General features: G+C 58.8%; 19 protein-coding genes and 2 tRNA genes. 14 read left to right on the top strand and 7 right to left on the bottom strand.

Going from position 1 to position 18,959, the window contains the following annotated elements:
* The first annotated feature begins 8 nt into the window (after positions 1 to 8).
* The 8 genes from KAQ61_RS09135 to KAQ61_RS09100 all read left to right on the top strand — a co-directional run bounded on the left by KAQ61_RS09135 (position 9) and on the right by KAQ61_RS09100 (position 7,166).
* On the top strand, positions 9 to 299 hold the full coding sequence (locus KAQ61_RS09135) for a P-II family nitrogen regulator (protein ID WP_210931548.1): 291 nt from the start codon (positions 9 to 11) through the stop codon (positions 297 to 299).
* 36 nt (positions 300 to 335) lie between these two features.
* Complete coding sequence (locus KAQ61_RS09130) at positions 336 to 521, top strand: hypothetical protein (protein ID WP_210931546.1); 186 nt, start codon at positions 336 to 338, stop codon at positions 519 to 521.
* A gap of 12 nt (positions 522 to 533) precedes the next feature.
* Positions 534 to 1,241 (top strand): universal stress protein, encoded by a 708-nt coding sequence (locus KAQ61_RS09125; RefSeq protein WP_276514467.1) that lies wholly within the window; start codon positions 534 to 536, stop codon positions 1,239 to 1,241.
* A 152-nt stretch (positions 1,242 to 1,393) separates the two neighbouring features.
* The gene (locus KAQ61_RS09120; RefSeq protein WP_210931542.1) at positions 1,394 to 2,707 is read left to right on the top strand and encodes a site-specific integrase; all 1,314 of its coding nucleotides are present in this window, start codon (positions 1,394 to 1,396) and stop codon (positions 2,705 to 2,707) included.
* A gap of 42 nt (positions 2,708 to 2,749) precedes the next feature.
* A complete protein-coding gene (locus KAQ61_RS09115; protein WP_210931540.1) occupies positions 2,750 to 5,743 on the top strand; it encodes a Tn3 family transposase in 2,994 nt (997 codons plus the stop codon).
* A 123-nt stretch (positions 5,744 to 5,866) separates the two neighbouring features.
* Positions 5,867 to 6,040 carry a hypothetical protein gene (locus tag KAQ61_RS09110; RefSeq protein ID WP_210931538.1) on the top strand — a complete coding sequence of 58 codons (174 nt, stop codon included), beginning with the start codon at positions 5,867 to 5,869 and terminating at the stop codon, positions 6,038 to 6,040.
* A gap of 284 nt (positions 6,041 to 6,324) precedes the next feature.
* Entirely contained in the window at positions 6,325 to 6,579 is a 255-nt protein-coding gene (locus KAQ61_RS09105; RefSeq protein WP_210931536.1) for a hypothetical protein, read from the top strand.
* A 233-nt stretch (positions 6,580 to 6,812) separates the two neighbouring features.
* Positions 6,813 to 7,166, top strand: coding sequence for a hypothetical protein (locus KAQ61_RS09100; protein ID WP_210931534.1), 354 nt, complete (start codon positions 6,813 to 6,815; stop codon positions 7,164 to 7,166).
* Positions 7,167 to 7,221: 55 nt separating this feature from the next.
* Here the strand turns inward: KAQ61_RS09100 and KAQ61_RS09095 are convergent, their stop codons facing one another.
* Entirely contained in the window at positions 7,222 to 8,148 is a 927-nt protein-coding gene (locus tag KAQ61_RS09095; RefSeq protein WP_042419979.1) for an IS5 family transposase, read from the bottom strand.
* Between the two features lie 171 nt (positions 8,149 to 8,319).
* Between KAQ61_RS09095 and KAQ61_RS09090 the strand changes: the two genes are divergently transcribed.
* Positions 8,320 to 8,616: a hypothetical protein gene (locus KAQ61_RS09090; RefSeq protein ID WP_210931532.1), complete on the top strand. Its 297-nt coding sequence runs from the start codon at positions 8,320 to 8,322 to the stop codon at positions 8,614 to 8,616.
* A gap of 111 nt (positions 8,617 to 8,727) precedes the next feature.
* On the opposite strand, the gene KAQ61_RS09085 is transcribed toward KAQ61_RS09090, so the two are convergent.
* Positions 8,728 to 9,875, bottom strand: a protein-coding gene (locus tag KAQ61_RS09085; RefSeq protein WP_210929257.1) for an IS3 family transposase whose coding sequence is annotated in 2 segments (ribosomal slippage) — positions 8,728 to 9,614 and positions 9,614 to 9,875 — 1,149 coding nt in all. Because the reading frame shifts where the segments join, the coding sequence is not laid out codon by codon here.
* A 150-nt stretch (positions 9,876 to 10,025) separates the two neighbouring features.
* On the opposite strand from KAQ61_RS09085, the gene KAQ61_RS09080 reads away from it, so the two are divergent.
* The 4 genes from KAQ61_RS09080 to KAQ61_RS09065 all read left to right on the top strand — a co-directional run bounded on the left by KAQ61_RS09080 (position 10,026) and on the right by KAQ61_RS09065 (position 13,486).
* Positions 10,026 to 10,937 (top strand): DUF3732 domain-containing protein, encoded by a 912-nt coding sequence (locus KAQ61_RS09080; RefSeq protein ID WP_210931530.1) that lies wholly within the window; start codon positions 10,026 to 10,028, stop codon positions 10,935 to 10,937.
* A 512-nt stretch (positions 10,938 to 11,449) separates the two neighbouring features.
* Positions 11,450 to 11,797: a type I restriction endonuclease subunit M gene (locus tag KAQ61_RS09075; protein WP_210931528.1), complete on the top strand. Its 348-nt coding sequence runs from the start codon at positions 11,450 to 11,452 to the stop codon at positions 11,795 to 11,797.
* Between the two features lie 56 nt (positions 11,798 to 11,853).
* Entirely contained in the window at positions 11,854 to 12,420 is a 567-nt protein-coding gene (locus KAQ61_RS09070; protein WP_244983041.1) for a hypothetical protein, read from the top strand.
* 199 nt (positions 12,421 to 12,619) lie between these two features.
* Positions 12,620 to 13,486: a hypothetical protein gene (locus tag KAQ61_RS09065; protein WP_244983040.1), complete on the top strand. Its 867-nt coding sequence runs from the start codon at positions 12,620 to 12,622 to the stop codon at positions 13,484 to 13,486.
* A 144-nt stretch (positions 13,487 to 13,630) separates the two neighbouring features.
* Here the strand turns inward: KAQ61_RS09065 and KAQ61_RS09060 are convergent.
* The 4 genes from KAQ61_RS09060 to KAQ61_RS09045 form a co-directional block, all read right to left on the bottom strand.
* Positions 13,631 to 13,721: transfer RNA gene (locus KAQ61_RS09060), tRNA-Ser, on the bottom strand.
* A 62-nt stretch (positions 13,722 to 13,783) separates the two neighbouring features.
* Positions 13,784 to 13,874 (bottom strand) — tRNA-Ser (locus KAQ61_RS09055).
* Positions 13,875 to 13,955: 81 nt separating this feature from the next.
* Entirely contained in the window at positions 13,956 to 14,873 is a 918-nt protein-coding gene (locus tag KAQ61_RS09050) for an SPFH domain-containing protein (RefSeq protein WP_154163044.1), read from the bottom strand.
* Positions 14,874 to 14,930: 57 nt separating this feature from the next.
* Positions 14,931 to 15,356: an NfeD family protein gene (locus KAQ61_RS09045; protein WP_043387088.1), complete on the bottom strand. Its 426-nt coding sequence runs from the start codon at positions 15,354 to 15,356 to the stop codon at positions 14,931 to 14,933.
* Between the two features lie 151 nt (positions 15,357 to 15,507).
* Between KAQ61_RS09045 and KAQ61_RS09040 the strand changes: the two genes are divergently transcribed.
* A complete protein-coding gene (locus tag KAQ61_RS09040) occupies positions 15,508 to 17,934 on the top strand; it encodes an arginine/lysine/ornithine decarboxylase (protein WP_210931524.1) in 2,427 nt (808 codons plus the stop codon).
* A 135-nt stretch (positions 17,935 to 18,069) separates the two neighbouring features.
* On the opposite strand, the gene KAQ61_RS09035 is transcribed toward KAQ61_RS09040, so the two are convergent.
* A complete protein-coding gene (locus KAQ61_RS09035; RefSeq protein ID WP_210931522.1) occupies positions 18,070 to 18,942 on the bottom strand; it encodes a DNA ligase in 873 nt (290 codons plus the stop codon).
* Positions 18,943 to 18,959 lie beyond the last annotated feature (17 nt).

Below are 18,959 nucleotides of genomic sequence, written 5' to 3'. Positions count from 1 at the left end.
AGACTTGAATGATCAAACTGGTGACCGTCGTGTGTGAAGCCACGCTTGAGACCACACTCCTGCGCGACTTGGAGACGTTGGGTGCGCGTGGCTACACGGTGACAGAGGCTCGCGGCAAGGGAAGTCGAGGCCGGCGCGACGCCACCTGGGGCCCGCACGCCAACATCCGGATTGAGGTGCTATGCAGTGCGCACATCGCCGTCGCAATCGGCGAGGCACTGCGGGAGCGCTACTACGACAACTACTCGATGGTGATGTTCATCGCCGACGTCGAGGTGCTTCGACCCGAAAAATTCTAGGCCGTCCATTCCATCCAATCAACCAAAGGAGTTCCGATGCGTATCCTCATGCCTGTCGATGGCAGCAAGTACAGCAAATCTTCCGTAGCGTTCGTCGCGTCGCGCACCACCTTGCTAAAAACGCCTACCGAAGTTGAACTGGTCAATATTCAGTATCCCGTGCCCCCACGCGCGGCGCGTGCACTGGGGCGAGAGATGGTGCACTCGTTCCACGAGGCATAGGCCGCTAAGGCGCTGAGATCCACAGTAGCGACACTAAAACGCGCCGGCGCGAACGCCACGGCACGGTACGTTGTTGGCAACGTCGCGCGGGAGCTGACGTCAATCGTTGCAAACGACCGGGCCGATCTGATCGTGATGGGATCACACGGCGATACAGGGCTGAAAAAGCTGCTGCTAGGCTCGGTGGCTAGCGCGGTGGCGCTCTCGTGCACCAAGCCGCTGCTCATCATGCGCGGGGCCGCAATGAACAAGCGCGATTCACTCAAAGTCGGCATTGCGCTGGATGGTAGCCCCTACGGACTGGCCGTCGCGCGCTTTGTGGCCAGCAACCGCGACCTTTTCGGCGCGTCGCCCTCGGTGAGCCTGATCCACGTCGTTCCTGACCTGACGAAGATCACTGTGCCAGGGTGGATAGAGCGGGAGGTTCCGACCGGCATCAAGCCGGAGCAGGTCAATGCCATGCAAATGGCTGCGTTCGAGAATGTATTCAAGCCGGCCCATGAACTGCTTGCCCGCGTCGGCATCACGGCGGGAGAAGTGCGATTGATCGGGGCAGATCCAGGCGCTTCAATTGCCGCACAGGCCGGCAAAAGCAGATGGGATGTGCTGGCGATGGGCTCACTCGGCTTTGGAACAGCACGGCACACCTTAATGGGCTCGGTTGCATCACGCGTGGCCTCACGTTGCAAGACGGCGCTTCTATTGGTGCGGGAGAAGTAGCGGAATTGGCCCCAACTCATGACCACATGAAGCCAATGCAAAGTTGCGTGGTTACGCCTTGCTTCGGCAAGTGCGCTCCATAGCCTGATGCGATGGCTCCGCAAAAACCATCGACAGGCGCCGGACGTACTGACGGAGCAACATCCCTGACGATGGGTCTTGCCCAATACATCGAGGCAGCCGAGAGCGACAACACGCGCCGAAGCTACGCCTCGGCGATTCGCCACTTTGAAGTCGAGTGGAAAGGTTTGCTGCCATCCACAGCGGACGCCATGGCCCGCTACCTGGCCGACCACGCGGCTACCCTGGCCATCAACACCCTGCGCCAGCGGCTGGCGGCGTTGTCGAGGTGGCACACCGATCAAGGCTTTCCCGATCCCACCAAATCGGCCTTGGTGCGCCAGGTCCTCAAAGGCATTCGCGCTGTCCACAGCGTGCCAGAAAAGCGTGCCCGCCCGCTGGAACTGACCGTGCTTCAGCAGATCGATCAGTGGCTCGATACCGCCATCAGCAATGCGCAGCGGTCCGGCGACCGGCCAGCCGTTCTGCGCCACACGCGCGACCGCAGCCTGATGCTGCTGGGATTTTGGCGTGGGTTCCGCTCCGACGAACTGGTCAATCTGCGTGTGGAGAACATCGAGATCACCACTGGCCAGGGCATGGCCTGCTACCTGGGCCGCAGCAAAGGCGACAGGCAACTGCAGGGCCGTGTCTTCAAATGCCCGGCGCTGACCCGCCTGTGTCCCGTGACGGCATTCAATACCTGGATCAGTCTCGCTGGATTGACCGGGGGCCCTGTGTTCCGAAAGATTGACCGCTGGGGTCATGTGGCCGAGGGGAGCTTGCACGTCAACAGCCTGATCCCCTTGCTGCGCAGCCTGTTCGCCGTATCCGGCGTTGCGTCGCCAGAAGAATACAGCAGCCATTCCATGCGCCGCGGCTTTGCCGGATGGGCCCGCGCCAGCGGCTGGGACATCAAGGAGCTGATGGAGTACGTCGGCTGGAAGGATGTCAAATCGGCCATGCGCTACCTGGATGCATCGAGCTCAAGTCTGCAGGCGCGTTTCGAGCAGGGACTGACTGCATTGGCGCAGCAAGCTCAGTTGCTACCGCCACCATTGCTCCTGGTGACTTCGCAAGCGGGCGCTGCACACCCACCCGCCCAAGAAGCAATGCCTGTGGCTGTCCTGCATGTCACGATGACCTTGGCTCGGTTCAGCAAACACTCGCGCGGCCTGGCCCGCTCCCACCGGCTGATCGAGCAGACCTGCTTTGAGCGTTTTGCGATGCAGCGACTGAACAAGGAAGGCACGCTGTACGAGCTCTCGATTCCTCATTTGTCCCGCGACGCACTGGACGAGGTCATCGCCACGCTTTTGGACGATATGTACCGCATCGCCGAAGACAACCAGTGCCTGTTGGAAACCTCGTTTCATGAGCCGGCGACCGATTCGCACTGGGATTGAGGCGATGGGTAGACAAGCATCCAGGCGGGGCAGTCCCCGCCCATGACCACGCTCCATGAGACGGCCTATCCCAGCCTGCGGCCCGATCCGACACCCCGTGAGTTGGCGGAGCTTTACACGCCGTCCGCAGAGGAACAACGCTTGGCTTGCGACATCGGCAAGCGCGCCTTGCTGCGCATGGCGGCGCTGATCCACCTGAAGGTATTTCAGCGTCTGGGATATTTCATCCCACTGACCGAGGTGCCCCAGGTGATTCGAGAGCACATTGCGCTGCAGGCGGGCGTGATTCGGCCACCCTTGATGGCAGACCTCAAGCGCGTAGAGGCCTCGGGCGCTCGCTCGGCGCTTTTCATGGCGTTGCGCCGCCACCTGAATGTGAGGCCGCTGGACCCTGCAGGCCATGACTGGTTGGCCGTCGTGGCGGACGCAGCGGCCGAGACGAAACATGCCGTGGCCGACATCATCAACGTGATGCTGGAGGAGTTGGTCCACCATCGCTATGAATTGCCCGCCTTCTCGACGCTGGACCGGATGGCGTTTCGCGCCCGGGAAAAGAGCAATAACCAGTATTTCTCCGCCATCGCGGGTCAGCTGACCGCACAGACCAGGGCCCTGATCGACGGTTTGCTCAAAACTTCCACGGGCGAGTCGGTGTCTCCCTGGCAGATGCTCAAACGCGAGCCCAAGAGGCCCACCAACAAGGAGACGCGTACCTACATCCAGCACATCCGACGCTTGCAGCACCTGGTAGAGCAGCTTCCAAAACCCGACGTGCCGGTGCCCAAGCTCAAGCAGTTCCGACTCCTGGCGCGTGCCCTCAATGCGACCGAGATGGCCGAGCTCAAGCCACAAAAACGTTATGCGCTGGCGGTAATCTTGATCCGGGCTCAGCATGCCCAGTCTCTGGACGATGCCGCAGACCTGTTCATCCGCCTCATGCAGAACCTGGAGAACAATGCCAGGCAGAAACTGCTGTCGTTCCAGCAGGAGCGCGTCCACAAAACCGACATGCTGGTTGGCCAACTCCGGGACATCCTGGGCGCGTATCAGTTGAAGGGCTCGGACGAACAGCGCGTGCAAGCCATCAGCACGGCCTTGGTGGGCGAGGTGGACGAGTTGCTCAACGAATGCGACCAGCACCTGGCCTACGCCGGACGCAACCACCTACCGTTCCTGCTGCAGCCGTTCAAGATGGTGAGAGCACAGTTGCTCAACTGCATCGACATCGCCTCCCCCAAAGCCAGCAGCGAGGACCTGGTGGTTGAGCGTTTGATTCAGGCCCTTGCCACACTGCGCGACAACCGTGCTGACACCGTGCCCCTGGCCATGCTGGGCCTGAGCGAAGAGAAAGATATTCGCTGGATGTCAGCGCAGTGGAGAAAACTGGTGTTGGTCAAGCCAGTCGGCAAGGGCCGGCCCGAGGCTGTCCACCGCCGGTATTTTGAGCTGGCGGTCATGCATGCGGTCAAGGACGACCTGAAGTCGGGCGACCTCTTCATCAAGTACGGGGAGCGCTACGACGACTACCGCGAGCAGTTGGTCGATGACGAAACCTATGAAAAGGAAGTGGGCGACTATGGTCAGGTTACGGGCATCGAGACAGATCCCAGCGTCTTTGTGTCAAAGCTGAAATCAGCCCTGTCTCAGCGAGCGAAGGAAATCGATGCAAATTTTCCGGAGAACGCCCATGCAGAAATCGTCGATGGACGTCTGATCCTCAGCAAGCCGCCGCGCTCCGACATCGTCGAGGCGGCCGCGCGCATCGACGGCATGATCACCGAAAGGATGAAAGCAGCCAGCATCGTGGACCTCATGATCGACACCGAGCGCTGGTTGGACCTTCACAAGCTGTTTCGCCCACTGGCGGGGACCGACAGCCGCCTTGAGGACTTGCGCATGCGGGTGATCACGACCTTGTTCTGCTATGGCTGCAACCTGGGCCCCGTTCAGACCGCGAAATCGATCAAAGGGCTGAGCCGGCGCCAGATCTCCTGGTTGAACCTGAAATACGTCAGCGAAGACCTTCTGGACAGTGCCATCGTCAAGGTGATCAAAGCCTACAACAAGTTTGAACTGCCCGGGTACTGGGGCACGGGCAAACACGCATCGGCCGATGGCACCAAATGGAACCTGTACGAGCAGAACCTGCTGTCTGAGCACCACATCCGCTATGGCGGCTACGGCGGCATCGGCTACTACCATGTCTCCGACAAGTTCATCGCGCTCTTCAGCCACTTCATCTCGTGTGGCACCTATGAGGGCATCCATATCCTCGACGGACTGATGAGCAACGAGTCCGACATCCGGCCCGACACGATCCACGGGGACACACAGGCCCAGAGTTACCCGGTTTTTGCGCTGGCTCACTTGCTTGGCATCCAGCTCATGCCGCGCATCCGGGGCATCCAGGACCTGAAATTCCATCGCCCGGAGTCGAGCGCCGCTTACCAGAACATCAATGCGTTGTTCAGCGACGTGATCGACTGGGCGCTGATTGAACTGCATTTGCCGGCGATGTTGCGAGTGGCTGTGTCCATCAAGACCGGCAAGATAACGCCGTCGGCCATCCTGCGCCGGCTCGGCACTTACAGCCGCAAGAACAAGCTGTACTTTGCGTTCGTCGAACTCGGCAAAGTCATCCGCACCATGTTCCTGCTCAGCTACATCGGCGATGTCGGATTGCGCAAGGTGATCCACGCCGAGACCAATAAGAGCGAGCAGTTCAACGGCTTTGCCGGCTGGTCCTTCTTTGGGGGCGAGGGGATCATTGCCGAGAACATCCGACACGAGCAGCGCAAGGTGATCAAGTACAACCACCTCGTGGCCAACATGATCATCCTGCACAACGTGGTGGGCATGACACGTGTACTGCGAGAGCTTCGCGACGAAGGTACCGAGATCACGCCGGAGATCCTGGGTGGTCTCGCTCCGTTCCGCACGGCACATATCAACCGGTTTGGGGACTACACGCTCGACTTCCGGCGGAAAATCGGGCCGTTGGATTTTGATGTCAGCATATTTCCAATGAAATCATAGAGTTATATCCATTTCTGCTGTCTTTTACATGAATCCCTGCCGACCCTCAATGGCTATCCTGTGTTGTCACACTCACTAGGGTGCCATTTGGTCGGTGCAGGGAAGTTGCAAAAGCATCTACGAGTGAATGTCTCTGATGACCCTCATGGCTGGATCTTTTTGGAAGAAAAGGATGTCCGTCGCTCCACCTTTGCCGGTGATGTGATGGTGATCCAAGATGACAGTGGCAAGCCAATTACTTTCGAGATCCGAAAGTGGCGACAGTCGGGCGACTTTAAGCCCCTCGGTACAAATTAGCCTGGCCACAGCGCACGGCGGTGCACAGTTCCCACTGTGCACCGTTCCTGCATAGGCATGAATCTACATTACATGAAGTAGGTACTCTTGCCTAAAAACCTTCACCTCATTGGTGCACACCTGCTTGTAGTCCGGCTGCAGGGGCTCCAGGCGAGGGCAGAGCAAGCTAAAAATTGGGGCACATATCGTTAATTCGCCGTTCAGGGCATTAAGAGAGAGTGCCATTTGAATGGAGCTCCGCAGAATAGGTCATCACGAACTATGACCGTCTAAGGATGCAAGGAATGAACGATAGCTCTAAGCCAGCTAGTCAAATACTGTTTGTTGAGCGAGGCTCTCCCGTATGGAAGAAGCTTGGTACAGCATTGGCTCAGATGCCTATTAATGAAGGTGACAAAGTCTGCTTCAACTCAGTTTATGACGCCTGTTGGGAGTACCTTGGCTTTTGGAGTTCTGAACATCACTTCAAGCACAAGATGCATCCAAAAACCAAAAAAGTCGAAACAGTGAGTTTTTCAGAATTATCACTAGGCCATTAAAAAAACTCGGAGCAAGTTCAAAGCTTGCTTTTCAATGCAACCCGATGCATCGAAAAGTTAGTTTTGTTCCCTAGGAACGAAGTGAGAACGCGGATCTCTTAAATCACCCGCTTTTACTTTGCATTTGTCACTTTCGTGGCTTTTGCATTTCATCGCTTTGCAGCTTTGCAAAGTTTCTCCCAACCGGGGTCTACGCCCGGCAGGGTGTGGCTCCGTTCTACTGGAACTTAACCATGCCTACTGTCAAAACTGGGCTCTTAGAAGAGTTCTTGCTTGCGCAATTAAGTTTCGATTTCGAAGCCGATTGCAGTATTCAAGAACCTACTCATCCATCTTTACCTACCCGGTATGAGTGGACTGACGATGACATAGACAAATTGCGTTTTGGAATTCTCCAACAAACAATTTCGTCTGTAGCTGACCAGAGAACTTCACAGCAAGTACGTGATGAAGCATATGAATGGGTAATGTCTGATGATATGCACCTGCCATTTTCATTCCGTGTGTGTTGTGCTTATGAGAATCTGAACTATCAAAAACTCAGGGACGGTGTTCTTGAAGTGATACGTCGCAATTCTCGTTCTTAACGGCGCTGTTGCATAAATCCAATTTGAGGCGATTGACCCCAACCCCCAGCCGTGGCTATGCCACGGCTGCCGTCTGAGGACGGCCAAGTTCAGTAAATCGATTCAAGATGGCTGCTCGGATATGCAGCTCGTTCACTTGGCGTTCAAAGGTGCGGGACATCACCCGCTCGCCCAAACGTTTGATGCAGTTCATCTTGGCTTCCACCAAGCTTCGCCGGTGGTAGCCAATCCAGCGTTTCCATATACTTCGCCCCAGCCGCCTGCACGCAGCAATCGCTGCATTGCGGCGCTCGAACACAGCACCCCTGCGCACTCGTGCATTCTTGCGGGGAGGAATGATGGGGATTGCACCGTGCCTGATGACCGCTTCATAGGCGGGCTGTGTATCGTAGGCGCCATCACCGATAAGACTTTGAAGCGTTTCATCGGGCGGCAGTTGCTCCAGCAAGTCGCTGAGCACTGAGGCATCACTGACGTTATTACTCGTCACGCAGATGGCCCGAATCTGCAAGGTATCCGCATCGATACCAATGTGCAGCTTACGCCATTGACGGCGGTATTCAGCGCCGTGCTTTTTGCATTTCCACTCGCCTTCACCCAGAAACTTGATGCCTGTCGAATCAACCAGCAGGTGCAAGCCTGCTTTACTGCGGGTGTACGGAATCTGGACATCCAAATCTCGCTGCCGCCTGCACAGGGTGCTGAAGTCTGGAGAGGACCAGGCAAGGCCACACAGTTGCAGCACCGACTCCACCAAGCCTGTAGTTTGTCTCAGCGCCAAGCCAAACAGGTTCTTGAGCGTCAAACAGAATTGAATGGCAGCATCCGAGAACTTCGGGCTTCGCCCGCGTTTGCCGCTTGCAGCGGCAAACCAACACATGCGCTTGTCCAGCCACACCGTCAAAGAGCCGCGGGCCTTGAGAGCTGCGTTGTACTGTTTCCAGTTTGTGGTGCGGTAGCGGGGCTTACGGGAGTGGCTCATGCCGCAAGCCTACCGCTTGCTGAGCAACGATTTATGCAACAACGCCGTTCTTAACTAAACCCTATAGGGGCTCCTTGCGAGCCCAATTTAACTATCCATGAGGGGGTTTCATTAAGTCCCCGTTGGGGACTTATTGAAGCCCCTTTACTGGTTTCAAACTTGGAGATCATCATGGCTCAATATGACAAGAAAGAAGTTTTGGAGCGAGTAGAGGGTAAATGGATTTACGTCTATTCAAGCCTTGCTCCCCAATTGCACACTGCACTTTCCCGCATTGGTAGGCACGTTCCGTGTCCTAAAAACAATCAAGGAAAAACCCGCTTCCGTTTACTTCCAGCTGTGAATGAAACTGGGGCGGGGTTCAGTAATGATGGTGGTGTTGGTATCCGTGGGTTTATTTCTAGTGGCGTTGATATGCTGATGTGGCTTAATGAATCGCACCGGCTTCCGTGGAGGCTCAACTCCTGAGAGGATTGAGTCATGAACACTAAAGCTGCTCGTTTTAGCCCTGAGGTACGTGAACGTGCCGTACGTTTGGTGCAGGAATGCTGGGCTGCTGCCGGTTCCGTTGACACCGACCTAAGCTTCTTGAGCTTTCTCGAACTGTACGGGACTGAGATAGCCGAGCGTCGAATGCCGGCGCGTCGGGTTGTAGAAGCACTCGATGTAGTCGAACACATCTGAACGGGCCTGCCCTCGTGTGCGGTACACCTTCCTGGCCGTGCGCTCGGTCTTGAGGGAACTGAAGAAGCTCTCCATGGCCGAGTTGTCCCAGACCTCACCAGCCCGGCTCATGCTGCAAGTGATGCCTTGTTCATCCAGCAGCTTCTGGAAGTGCTCGCTGGTGTACTGGCTGCCCTGGTCCGAGTGATGCAACAAGGCCACCGTCTTGCCTCGACGCCACACTGCCATCATCAGCGCATCCACCACGAGCTGCGAGGTCATGCTCTCCTGCATCGACCAGCCCACGATGCGCCGCGAGTACAGGTCCAGCACCGCCGCCACGTACAGCCAGCCCTCGGCTGTCCAGATGTAGGTGAAGTCGGCTACCCACTTCTGGTTCGGGCCATCGGCCCGGAACTGGCGGTCCAGCACGTTGTCGGCCACCGCGCTGCGCGTGCCCCGGTCCTTGGGCAGTCCACGTCGTCGGGGCCTGGCTCGTAGTGCCTGCTCTCGCATGAGTCGCTCGATGCGGTGCAGACCACAGGCTTGACCTTGCTCCAGCACGTCGTGCCACACACGGCGCGCGCCGTAGGTGCGGTCGCTGCGCACGAAGCTCTGGTGGACTTGCGCGCCCAGCACTTCATCGCTGAGGCTGCGCTGGCTCCTGGGCCGTGTGAGCCACGCGTAGAAGCCACCCCGCGAGACACCGAGCGCCTCGCACATCAGATTGACCGGCCAGGCCCCTCGGTGTTTCGCCACGAAGCCGAACTTCACATCGACTCCTTCGCGAAGTAGGCCGCGGCTTTTTTCAGGATGTCGCGCTCCATCTTGAGCTTGGCAACCTCCTTGCGCAGTCGCGCTATCTCCGCGTCCTGGGCCTTCTGCTTGCCGTTGCCAGGGTACGCCTCCTGGGGCTCCTCTCGCAACTCACGAACCCACTTGCGCAGCACGTTCTCGTGAACGTCCAGGTCCTTGGCTGCCTGGGCCACAGCCACGCCACGCTCGGTGACCAACCTGACCGCCTCGAGCTTGAACTCGCGGCTGAATGTCCTTCTTGTCTCCATGAACCACCTCCGGTTTCATCTTCCACCTTAACAAGGTGTCTTTGAAACCGGCAGCAGCCCAATTGGCTCAACGGCGAGCTTAGGTTGTCTGCGTATGCACGAGAGGGCTTCGGTCAAGAACGCCGTGAGATCGACGAGTCGATTAAGACCGTGCGCAAAGCACTGCGGCAGGTAGAGAACACGTTGCGGCCTCTAGAGCAGGAAGCCGACCGCCTGAAGCGGTCTAAATCCGCCGACGCTGCAGCACAAAAGGCCAAGCTTAAGTTGGAGCTAGCGATTGAGCGAAGGATTGACAATCCTCCCACAGAGACCACTGAGCTGGTGCGGACGCTCTCGGAGCGGGTCGCAGTGCTGAAATCGAAGAAGGCGCTGTTCGATGTCGCGCCTAAGCTGGTGGCGTTGCAAAACAACATCAACAAGCGTATGGCCATCATTGGCCCACATTTCGACTTCGAGGAATCCTACAAAACTGGTGCCTTGAAATTCGACATCGATTCCTTCGATCTTTGGCACGAGACGCCTGGGGTGAACGGAGCTCCCGCCAAGAAGGTATACCTGCGGTCCATGGGCAGCGGGGCTAACTGGCTCTATTCTCACCTGACGCTGTTCCTGTCCTTGCACTATCAGTTTGCCGCCTATGCCGACAGCAAGCTGCCACCGGTGCTGTTTCTCGACCAGCCGACGCAGGTGTATTTTCCCTCGGCTGATCATGGAGCTGAGTTCATTGCAGCCAAGTTGCGCGGCAACCTAGAAGACCCGCAGCCTGTGGATCCATCGACCGAGCCGGCTGGCACGGCCTCAGGCGCCCCCGCACCCGCACCCGCAGGCGCGGTGCCAGGTCAGGCTGTCAGCGCTGCGTCCACTACACCCGACGACGACCTAGACGCCGTCGCTAGGATGTTCACCGTCCTGGCCAAGTTTTGCGATGACACCGCAAAGGACGTTGGCAACAAGCCTCAGATCATCGTCTGCGACCATGCAGACAATCTGAAGTTGGGCGAAGGCTATGACTTTGAGAGGCTCGTAGCAGCCAGGTGGCGTGACCGGGGCTTTATCGTCTGAGTCTTGCCGTTTGCATATTCCCCACAGTTAGACAATCGGGTGCGATGCTGGGATAAACGGCATAAAACGTTGCACAGTGGGCAGTATTTGATTCACTTTGACTGACTGCTAAGTGCCTACAGCCTTCTCCCGATTTGTTTCGCTAAATGGCTCATATCAACTTGAAGCGGCCTTTTAGCCTGCTTCCCACTGGTCAACTTTGTTTTAAATATCCATTTAAATATATCAAATATATTTGATATGCAAATATTGGCATTGTTTATAATAAGTATGCGCTTGTATTGCATAGCGCAATCGGCCGCTCGATCATTGATCAGCTGCTTCTCTCGCTCGACATCCTGAGCTTCCCTCCCCCCGTTTTGTGCGCCTGATTTGATCAGGTAGCTTGCTAGCGCATGCGTTTTGAACGCTTGTGCGGCGTAGCCATGCCTGTCAATTTGGGGTCGTGAGCCTCGGGGAAGTATTTGGCAGCACAGGGCATTTCTTTCCCACTTTTCATTTTGGAGCTTTCTATGACTGATACAGGTCAGGCCGCCGCATGCCCGAACGATTCTTCTCCTGCTTCTCGACACAAGGTTGATGCTGGTACGCCCTTGTTTGCCTTGGGCCAGGTACTGGCCACACCTGGGGCATTGGAGCTATTGGAAACCCATGAACTGACAGCACTGCCGTTTGTGCTGCGCCATGTGTCGGGTGATTGGGGTGATATCTGCGCCGAAGACAGGCAAAGTAATGCTGATGCTTTGCAGTACGGCTACAGGCTGATGTCGGTGTATGAGCTTTCCAAGACAGAACGCCTGTGGATCATCACAGAAGCTGACCGCAGTAGCACCACGCTGTTGTTGCCCGAGGAGTACTGATGCTGGGGCGGCACTTTGTGGTGCACTCGCAGCTGAGTGTTGGCCGCTCAGGTGCAATGGCCTATCAAAACAAGCTGCTGCTGCGCCAGGGCGAGAACGACATGGCTTGCGGGCACCACTGCGTGTTGATGGCCTTGATGCTGTTGGGCCAGGTGTCACGCGATGACCTGTATGAAAGCGACCTTGATGCACGGCTGATGGAGGTCAGCGCCATGGGCCAAGCTTTGTACTTTAGCGGCTGTAGCAGTGCAGCCATCAGAGAGCAGTTTGCACCGTTTTCTGAGCAACTGCAGTGCCGCCAACTGCGCCGCAATGTCGAGGCCCGCACGGTGGCTGCGCTGGAATCTGACCATGTGTGCCTGGTGCGTTTTACTTCGCCCAGCTACAGCCATTGGGTGCTGGCAGTGGGTGTGATGTATGCCGATGGCAAGCCACATTCCTTGCTGGTGCTCGACCCCTTGATGGAAGGTGTGCCGCTCACTCCCTGGAATGCCTTGCTGGAGCATTGGGGCAGCAAAAAGCTGCGCAACACCAACGCCCGCTGGTCAGAAAAAGCCACCTTGGACAAGGTGGTGCAAGTCGGATTGCGCAGTCGCCGTGGCACAACCATTGCGCTGGCTTGAGTTTCAGTTTCTCGCTCTCTTTTTCCTGATTTCCCTTTGTGCACGTTGTGCGCCTGGTGCTTGGCTTTTGAAGCTGCACTCAGGTGCCGTTGCGGCGTGCCTGTTTTGAAAGTTTGACCATGCACCCTTATCACTTGAGGTGGTACCGCTACCGGCGTTTGTTGGCGGCAGTGATGACATTGCCTGCACTGGACAGCGTTTGCGCCGCCTGGTCGCATTCTTGCAAAGCCAGGGCATCACGGATGCAGCCCGTTGGTTGCAGTGGCGGGATTCGGCAGATGCGCAAGCGGTTGTGCTTGGTGCGCCGCATCAAGCACCAGAAACGATCCACGCTTTGCTGTGGCACTTGGACAGCGGGCGCTGTGATGTGCCTTGGGTGCTGATGTTTGCAAGGCGGGTGCTCGGTCAAGCTCCTGCGCATGGTCACGTCATGCTCGCTATTCAAGAAATGGCTGAGGCCATGAACCTGAATGCCAAGGCTTTAGCCAGGCGCATTGCTTGGCATGAACGGCTGTTTCAAGCTTTGGGCGATGTGCCTGAGCTGCTGCTGGCGTGGTGGCGGTGCGTGAAGCGCACTTTGCAAGCCCAACTGACCAACACCACGTCGGCCAAACTGCAAGTGCAGGGGGTGAGAGATCCCGTGCCGCTGTCACTGGCCGTGCACCTGCACCAGGGGCAACCCATGCTGACGATTCAGCTGCCCCGTGCATTTGGTGCTGCGCCAGCATGGCCCAACTTGACCATGGTGCAGCTACGGCAAGAGGGCTGGGGGACTGGGCTGGGGCTACGCTTGCTGCTGCAAGGCGAAGGCGTGTTGCCAGCTCAGCTGCAGTTGGACATAGCCAAACGCTGGAAAGCAGCGCAACTGCAGCAGCCCGTGTTTGAGCGCATCAGTGCCACCAAGTGGGAAATCAGCTGCTGTTGGTGCGATGGGCTGTGGAAGCCTTCAAGCCTTGATCATGCTGAAGTTACGACTTGGGCCATCGACACGGCGCTGCAGGTGTTGGAATATGTGCTGGTGCTCAAGGGCATGCTCACCGAGTTTCAGGCAAGAAAAAAGCCCTGAGCGGTCGGGGCTCAGGGCTTTGCTTGCACGGTAGCTAAGGAATGGTTGCTTATATTTTATGCAAACAATTCCGTATAACCAAGCGTATAACGGTATGTTGATTTTTAAAAATATCGTTATAAATCAACAAATTACACTGGATCTTGGCGGAAGGGGCGGGATTCGAACCCGCGGTGGGCTATTAACCCACACACGCTTTCCAGGCGTGCGACTTAAACCGCTCATCCACCCTTCCTGGCTGCACAGCCAGGCTGTGAGCTGAATTGAAAAGCCAAGCATTTAGCTTGGCTTGCTATCTGGCGGAGAGGGCGGGATTCGAACCCGCGGTGGGCTATTAACCCACACACGCTTTCCAGGCGTGCGACTTAAACCGCTCATCCACCTCTCCGTGAAGCTGGAATTCTAACCTGCTTTTGCAGCCTCAAATGGAGAAAGCCGCAAAACTTTGCAGGCGGCCGCGATTTCGCATTCAGCCGCGCGAGCCGCCTTGCTGCACCACGCGCATGGCGGAAGCGATGAGGCCGGAGACTTCGGAGATGTTGCTGGGCACGATCAGCGTGGTGTTGGCATCCTGGGCCACCTTGCTGTAGGCATCGACGGCACTTTCGGCCACCTTGAGTTGCACGGCCTGCTCGCCACCCGGTTGCTGGATGGCCTGGGCCACACGCTCCAGCGCCTGGGCGGTGGCTTCGGCGACGGTGGTGATGGCGGCGGCTTCACCCTGGGCCTTGTTGATGGCGGCCTGCTTTTCACCTTCGGAGCGGGCGATGAAGGCTTCGCGTTCGCCGGTGGCGATGTTGATCTGCTCCTGGCGGCGGCCTTCGGAAGCCGCGATCAGCGCGCGCTTCTCGCGCTCGGCGGTGATCTGGGCCTGCATGGCGCGCAGGATTTCGTTGGGCGGGGTCAGGTCCTTGATTTCGTAGCGCAGCACTTTCACGCCCCAGTTCAGCGCGGCTTCGTCGATCGCATTGACGACCTGGGCATTGATCATGTCGCGCTCTTCAAAGGTCTTGTCCAGTTCCAGCTTGCCGATCACGCTGCGCAGCGAGGTCTGGGCCAGCTGCGTCACCGCCATGATGTAGTTGGACGAGCCGTAGCTGGCGCGCATGGGGTCGGTCACCTGGAAATACAGGATGCCGTCGACTTGCAGCTGCGTGTTGTCGCGCGTGATGCAGACCTGGCTGGGCACATCGAGCGGGATTTCCTTGAGGCTGTGCTTGTACGACACCTTCTCGATGAAGGGGATGATGATGCGCAGACCGGGGCTCAGCGTGCCGGCATATTTGCCGAAGCGTTCCTTGATCCAGGCGTGCTGCTGGGGAACGATCTTGACCGACATGCTGATGAAGATGGCGGCAATCACTAAACCGATGATGGCAATTTCCATGGTCCAAACCTTTTGAAGAGAAAAACGAAAGACAACAAAACAAGGGACCAGGCCAGGTCAGGCCTTGTCCACGATCAGGCGGTTGCCCTGTACCTCGATCACGCGGTACAGGCCTGTCGACGGCAGGCTGCCGGGGCGCAGCACCACGGTCCATTGGCTGCCGCGGTAGGGGATGCGCGCCGTGCCGTCGCTGTTCCACTCGGGCACGTGCAGGGTTTCGCCAATGTCCAGATTCAGGTCGGGGTTGGCAGCGGCAGGCAACTCGGGCATGCGGCGGCCACGGATGCGGCGGCACAGCAAAACGGCCAGCACGCCGATGATGGCGGCCGTGCTGATCTGTGCGGGCAGGCCCAGCCCCAGGTGGGCGGCGATGGCGCCCGCGGCCAGCCCGGTGGAAATCATCAGTAGGTAGATGCCCCCCGTCAGAAGCTCGGCGGCAATCGCAATGCCGGCCAAAATCCACCAAATAGTACTTGCCTCCACGGCGTCACTCCCTAGGCTATGTGTGCGGCGCAGTGGTGAAACTGCCCGTAAATTTAGGAAAAGCGTCTGCAATTTGCAGGCTGAACCTAGATATTACTTACACTGCGCGCCTATCTGACTTTTATTGGTTCCCGACTGCAAGGGGTTGCGCATGAAATTCCGTTTTCCCATCGTCATCATCGACGAGGATTACCGCTCCGACAACACGTCTGGCCTGGGCATCCGTGCCCTGGCGCAGGCCATTGAGGATGAGGGCTTTGAAGTCCTTGGGGTGACCAGTTATGGTGACCTGAGTCAGTTTGCGCAACAGCAAAGTCGTGCCAGTGCGTTCATCTTGTCGATCGACGACGAAGAGCTGACCGGCGACAACGACGACCCCATCATTCACAGCCTGCGCAGCTTCATTGGCGAAGTGCGGCGCAAGAATGAAGAGGTGCCGATCTACATCTACGGCGAGACCAAGACCAGCCGCCACCTGCCCAACGACATCCTGCGTGAGCTGCATGGCTTCATCCACATGTTCGAGGACACGCCCGAGTTCGTGGCCAAGCACATCATCCGCGAAGCCAAGGCCTACCTGGAAAGCGTGCAACCCCCATTCTTCAAGGCGCTGCTGGACTATGCCGAAGACGGTTCGTACAGCTGGCACTGCCCCGGTCACTCGGGGGGTGTAGCCTTCCTGAAGACGCCCGTGGGCCAGATGTACCACCAGTTCTATGGCGAGAACATGCTGCGCGCCGACGTGTGCAATGCCGTGGAAGAGCTGGGCCAACTGCTGGACCACAACGGCGCGATTGGTGAGTCCGAGCGCAATGCCGCACGCATCTTCAATGCCGACCACTGCTACTTTGTGACCAACGGCACCTCCACCTCAAACAAGATCGTCTGGCACCACACCGTGGCGCCCGGTGACGTGGTGGTGGTGGACCGCAATTGCCACAAGTCCATCCTGCACTCCATCATCATGACGGGTGCGATTCCGGTGTTCTTGAAGCCCACGCGCAACCACTTCGGCATCATCGGCCCGATCCCGCAAAGCGAATTCAGCATTGCGTCGATCCAGGCCAAGATTGCCGCCAACCCCTTGCTCAAGGGCGTGGACGCGCAGGCCGTCAAGCCGCGCGTGCTGACGCTGACGCAGTCCACCTATGACGGCGTGCTGTACAACACCGAGACCATCAAGACCATGCTGGATGGCTACGTGGCCAACCTGCATTTCGACGAGGCGTGGCTGCCGCACGCGGCCTTCCACCCCTTCTATGGCACCTACCATGCCATGGGCAAGAAGCGCCAGCGTCCCAAGGAGTCCGTGGTCTACGCCACGCAGTCCATCCACAAGCTGCTGGCCGGTATCAGCCAGGCCTCGCACGTGCTGGTGCAGGACTCGCAGAACGAGAAGCTGGACCACCACCTGTTCAACGAGGCGTACCTGATGCACACCTCGACCAGCCCGCAGTACAGCATCATTGCCAGCTGCGACGTGGCGGCCGCCATGATGGAGCCGCCCGGCGGCACGGCGCTGGTGGAAGAGTCCATCCTGGAGGCACTGAACTTCCGCCGTGCCATGCGCAAGGTGGACGACGAGTTCGGCGACGACGACTGGTGGTTCCAGGTCTGGGGTCCGGAGAAGCTGGCCGAAGAGGGCGTGGGCCGTGCGGACGACTGGATCATCCGCGGCAAGGATGCCGCGCCCAAGACCAAGTCCAAGCAAAAGAACGGCAAGGAATTCGACAACTGGCACGGCTTTGGCGACCTGGCCGATGGCTTCAACATGCTGGACCCTATCAAGTCCACCATCGTCACGCCCGGCCTGGACCTGGACGGTGACTTTGCCGACACCGGCATTCCCGCCTCCATCGTCACCAAGTACCTGGCCGAGCACGGCGTGGTGGTGGAGAAGACCGGTCTGTACTCGTTCTTCATCATGTTCACCATCGGCATCACCAAGGGCCGCTGGAACACCATGCTGACGGCGTTGCAGCAGTTCAAGGACGACTACGACCGCAACCAGCCGCTGGCGCGCATCCTGCCGGAGTTCGTGCAGCAGCACCGCCGCTACGAGCGCATGGGCCTCAAGGACCTGTGCCAGCACGTGCACGAGCTGTACGCCAAGTACGACATCGCCCGCCTGACGACGGAGATGTACCTGTCGGACCTGCAGCCCGCAATGAAGCCTTCGGACGCCTACGCCCACATTGCCCAGCGCAAGACCGAGCGGGTCGAGATCGACCACCTGGAAGGCCGCATCACCGTGGGCCTGGTGACGCCTTACCCTCCCGGCATTCCGTTGCTGATCCCCGGCGAAGTCTTCAACAAGAAGATCGTGGACTACCTGCTGTTCGCGCGCGAGTTCGCCAAGGAGTGCCCCGGCTTTGAAACCGACATCCACGGCCTGGTGGAGATCGAGGACGACCAGGGCAATGTGCGCTTCTACGCCGACTGCGTGGTGCAGGCCCAGCCGGCCCAGGCTGCGCCCAAGCCCCGCGCAGCACGCGCCAAGGCGGCACCGGTGGCCAAGCCTGGGGTGAAGGCGGCCACGACCAAGGCTGCCGCCAAGACCGTGGTCAAGAAGGCCTGAGTCTGGATGAGCGGACCCTGGCCACGGCCGTGGCGGAGTCCATGAAAAAGAGAGCAAGCAGCGCACGTTCTGCCTGGGATTAGGATGTCAAACCATCTGAAGTCCTTGCAAAACGAGCGCAAGCAGCTCTCTTTTTTATGGCTGATCGCTTGTGCGCAGCCGCCAGTAGCGCGCAAAGCGTGGCAGGCCGCTGGGGTGGGTGCCGTTGAAGCGGTAGGTGATGGTGCTGCCAATCGGCGGTGGCTGGCGGCGGTCGGCATCGCTCAGGCCGCTGCCCAGCTTGAAACGCTGCCCGCCGGGGGCCTCGACCAGCAGCGCGCCGGTCATGCCGCGGTATTTGCCCTGGCCCGGCAGGTGGGCCACGACCACGGCCTCGGCGTCCTCGAACAGCTTCAGCTTGATCAGGTCCTCGCTGCGCCCGCCCCGGTAGGGCGCCTGGGCGTGGCGCAGCATCAAGCCCTCGGCGCCCGCCTGGCTGTAGCTGCGAAGCTGGCGCTGCAGGGCGTCATGGCTGGGCACCTGCCATTGCGGGGCCACCTGTACCCAATCCTGGCCGATGGCTGCCACGGTGCGCTGCAACTGCTGCTGGCGCTGGGTGAACGGCCCGGGGTGCTGGGGCACATCAAACACCATGTAGCGCAACCGACGCCAGCCAGCATCGTCCTGCGCGCCCTGGGCCACGGTCGATTGCACCGCGGCAAACTGGCCGCGCCCGGCCCACAGCTCGCCGTCCAGCGGGGTGCGCGGCCAGCCGCGCACAAACCAGGCAGGCGCTTCGATCGGCAGGCCCTGGCGGCTGAGCAGTTGCTGGCCCGTCCAGTGCGCACGGATGCCGTCATATTTCTCGCTGACCCAGTAGGCCTGGATGTCCAACTGGCGGTGGTAGGGGGCGGCCAGGGTCAGCGTCTGGCCCCAGGCGCCGGAGAGCGCCAGCCACCCGCCGAGCAGCAGGGCCCATGCCGCGCGCCGGACCGCGCGCGGGCGTGTGAGGCGGTCGGCAAACGGCATGGCGGGCCTAGGTCCGC

It is taken from the genome of Comamonas aquatica, from assembly GCF_018064205.1.
In the GTDB taxonomy this organism is placed as follows: Bacteria; Pseudomonadota; Gammaproteobacteria; order Burkholderiales; family Burkholderiaceae_C; genus Comamonas; species Comamonas aquatica.
Note: the sequence above shows the minus strand (reverse complement) of the source record. Positions and strands in the feature narration are given on the sequence as shown.

What these genes read in the sequence shown, in the direction of transcription:
- KAQ61_RS09115 (WP_210931540.1), top strand. Translation starts at nt 2,750, where the DNA reads ATGACCACGCTCCATGAGACGGCCTATCCCAGCCTGCGGCCCGATCCG.
- KAQ61_RS09040 (WP_210931524.1), top strand. Translation starts at nt 15,508, where the DNA reads ATGAAATTCCGTTTTCCCATCGTCATCATCGACGAGGATTACCGCTCC.
- KAQ61_RS09090 (WP_210931532.1), top strand. Translation starts at nt 8,320, where the DNA reads ATGGCTCAATATGACAAGAAAGAAGTTTTGGAGCGAGTAGAGGGTAAA.
- KAQ61_RS09070 (WP_244983041.1), top strand. Translation starts at nt 11,854, where the DNA reads ATGGCCTATCAAAACAAGCTGCTGCTGCGCCAGGGCGAGAACGACATG.
- KAQ61_RS09075 (WP_210931528.1), top strand. Translation starts at nt 11,450, where the DNA reads ATGACTGATACAGGTCAGGCCGCCGCATGCCCGAACGATTCTTCTCCT.
- KAQ61_RS09100 (WP_210931534.1), top strand. Translation starts at nt 6,813, where the DNA reads ATGCCTACTGTCAAAACTGGGCTCTTAGAAGAGTTCTTGCTTGCGCAA.
- KAQ61_RS09095 (WP_042419979.1), bottom strand. Translation starts at nt 8,148, where the DNA reads ATGAGCCACTCCCGTAAGCCCCGCTACCGCACCACAAACTGGAAACAG.
- KAQ61_RS09120 (WP_210931542.1), top strand. Translation starts at nt 1,394, where the DNA reads ATGGGTCTTGCCCAATACATCGAGGCAGCCGAGAGCGACAACACGCGC.
- KAQ61_RS09035 (WP_210931522.1), bottom strand. Translation starts at nt 18,942, where the DNA reads ATGCCGTTTGCCGACCGCCTCACACGCCCGCGCGCGGTCCGGCGCGCG.
- KAQ61_RS09105 (WP_210931536.1), top strand. Translation starts at nt 6,325, where the DNA reads ATGAACGATAGCTCTAAGCCAGCTAGTCAAATACTGTTTGTTGAGCGA.
- KAQ61_RS09135 (WP_210931548.1), top strand. Translation starts at nt 9, where the DNA reads ATGATCAAACTGGTGACCGTCGTGTGTGAAGCCACGCTTGAGACCACA.
- KAQ61_RS09050 (WP_154163044.1), bottom strand. Translation starts at nt 14,873, where the DNA reads ATGGAAATTGCCATCATCGGTTTAGTGATTGCCGCCATCTTCATCAGC.
- KAQ61_RS09130 (WP_210931546.1), top strand. Translation starts at nt 336, where the DNA reads ATGCGTATCCTCATGCCTGTCGATGGCAGCAAGTACAGCAAATCTTCC.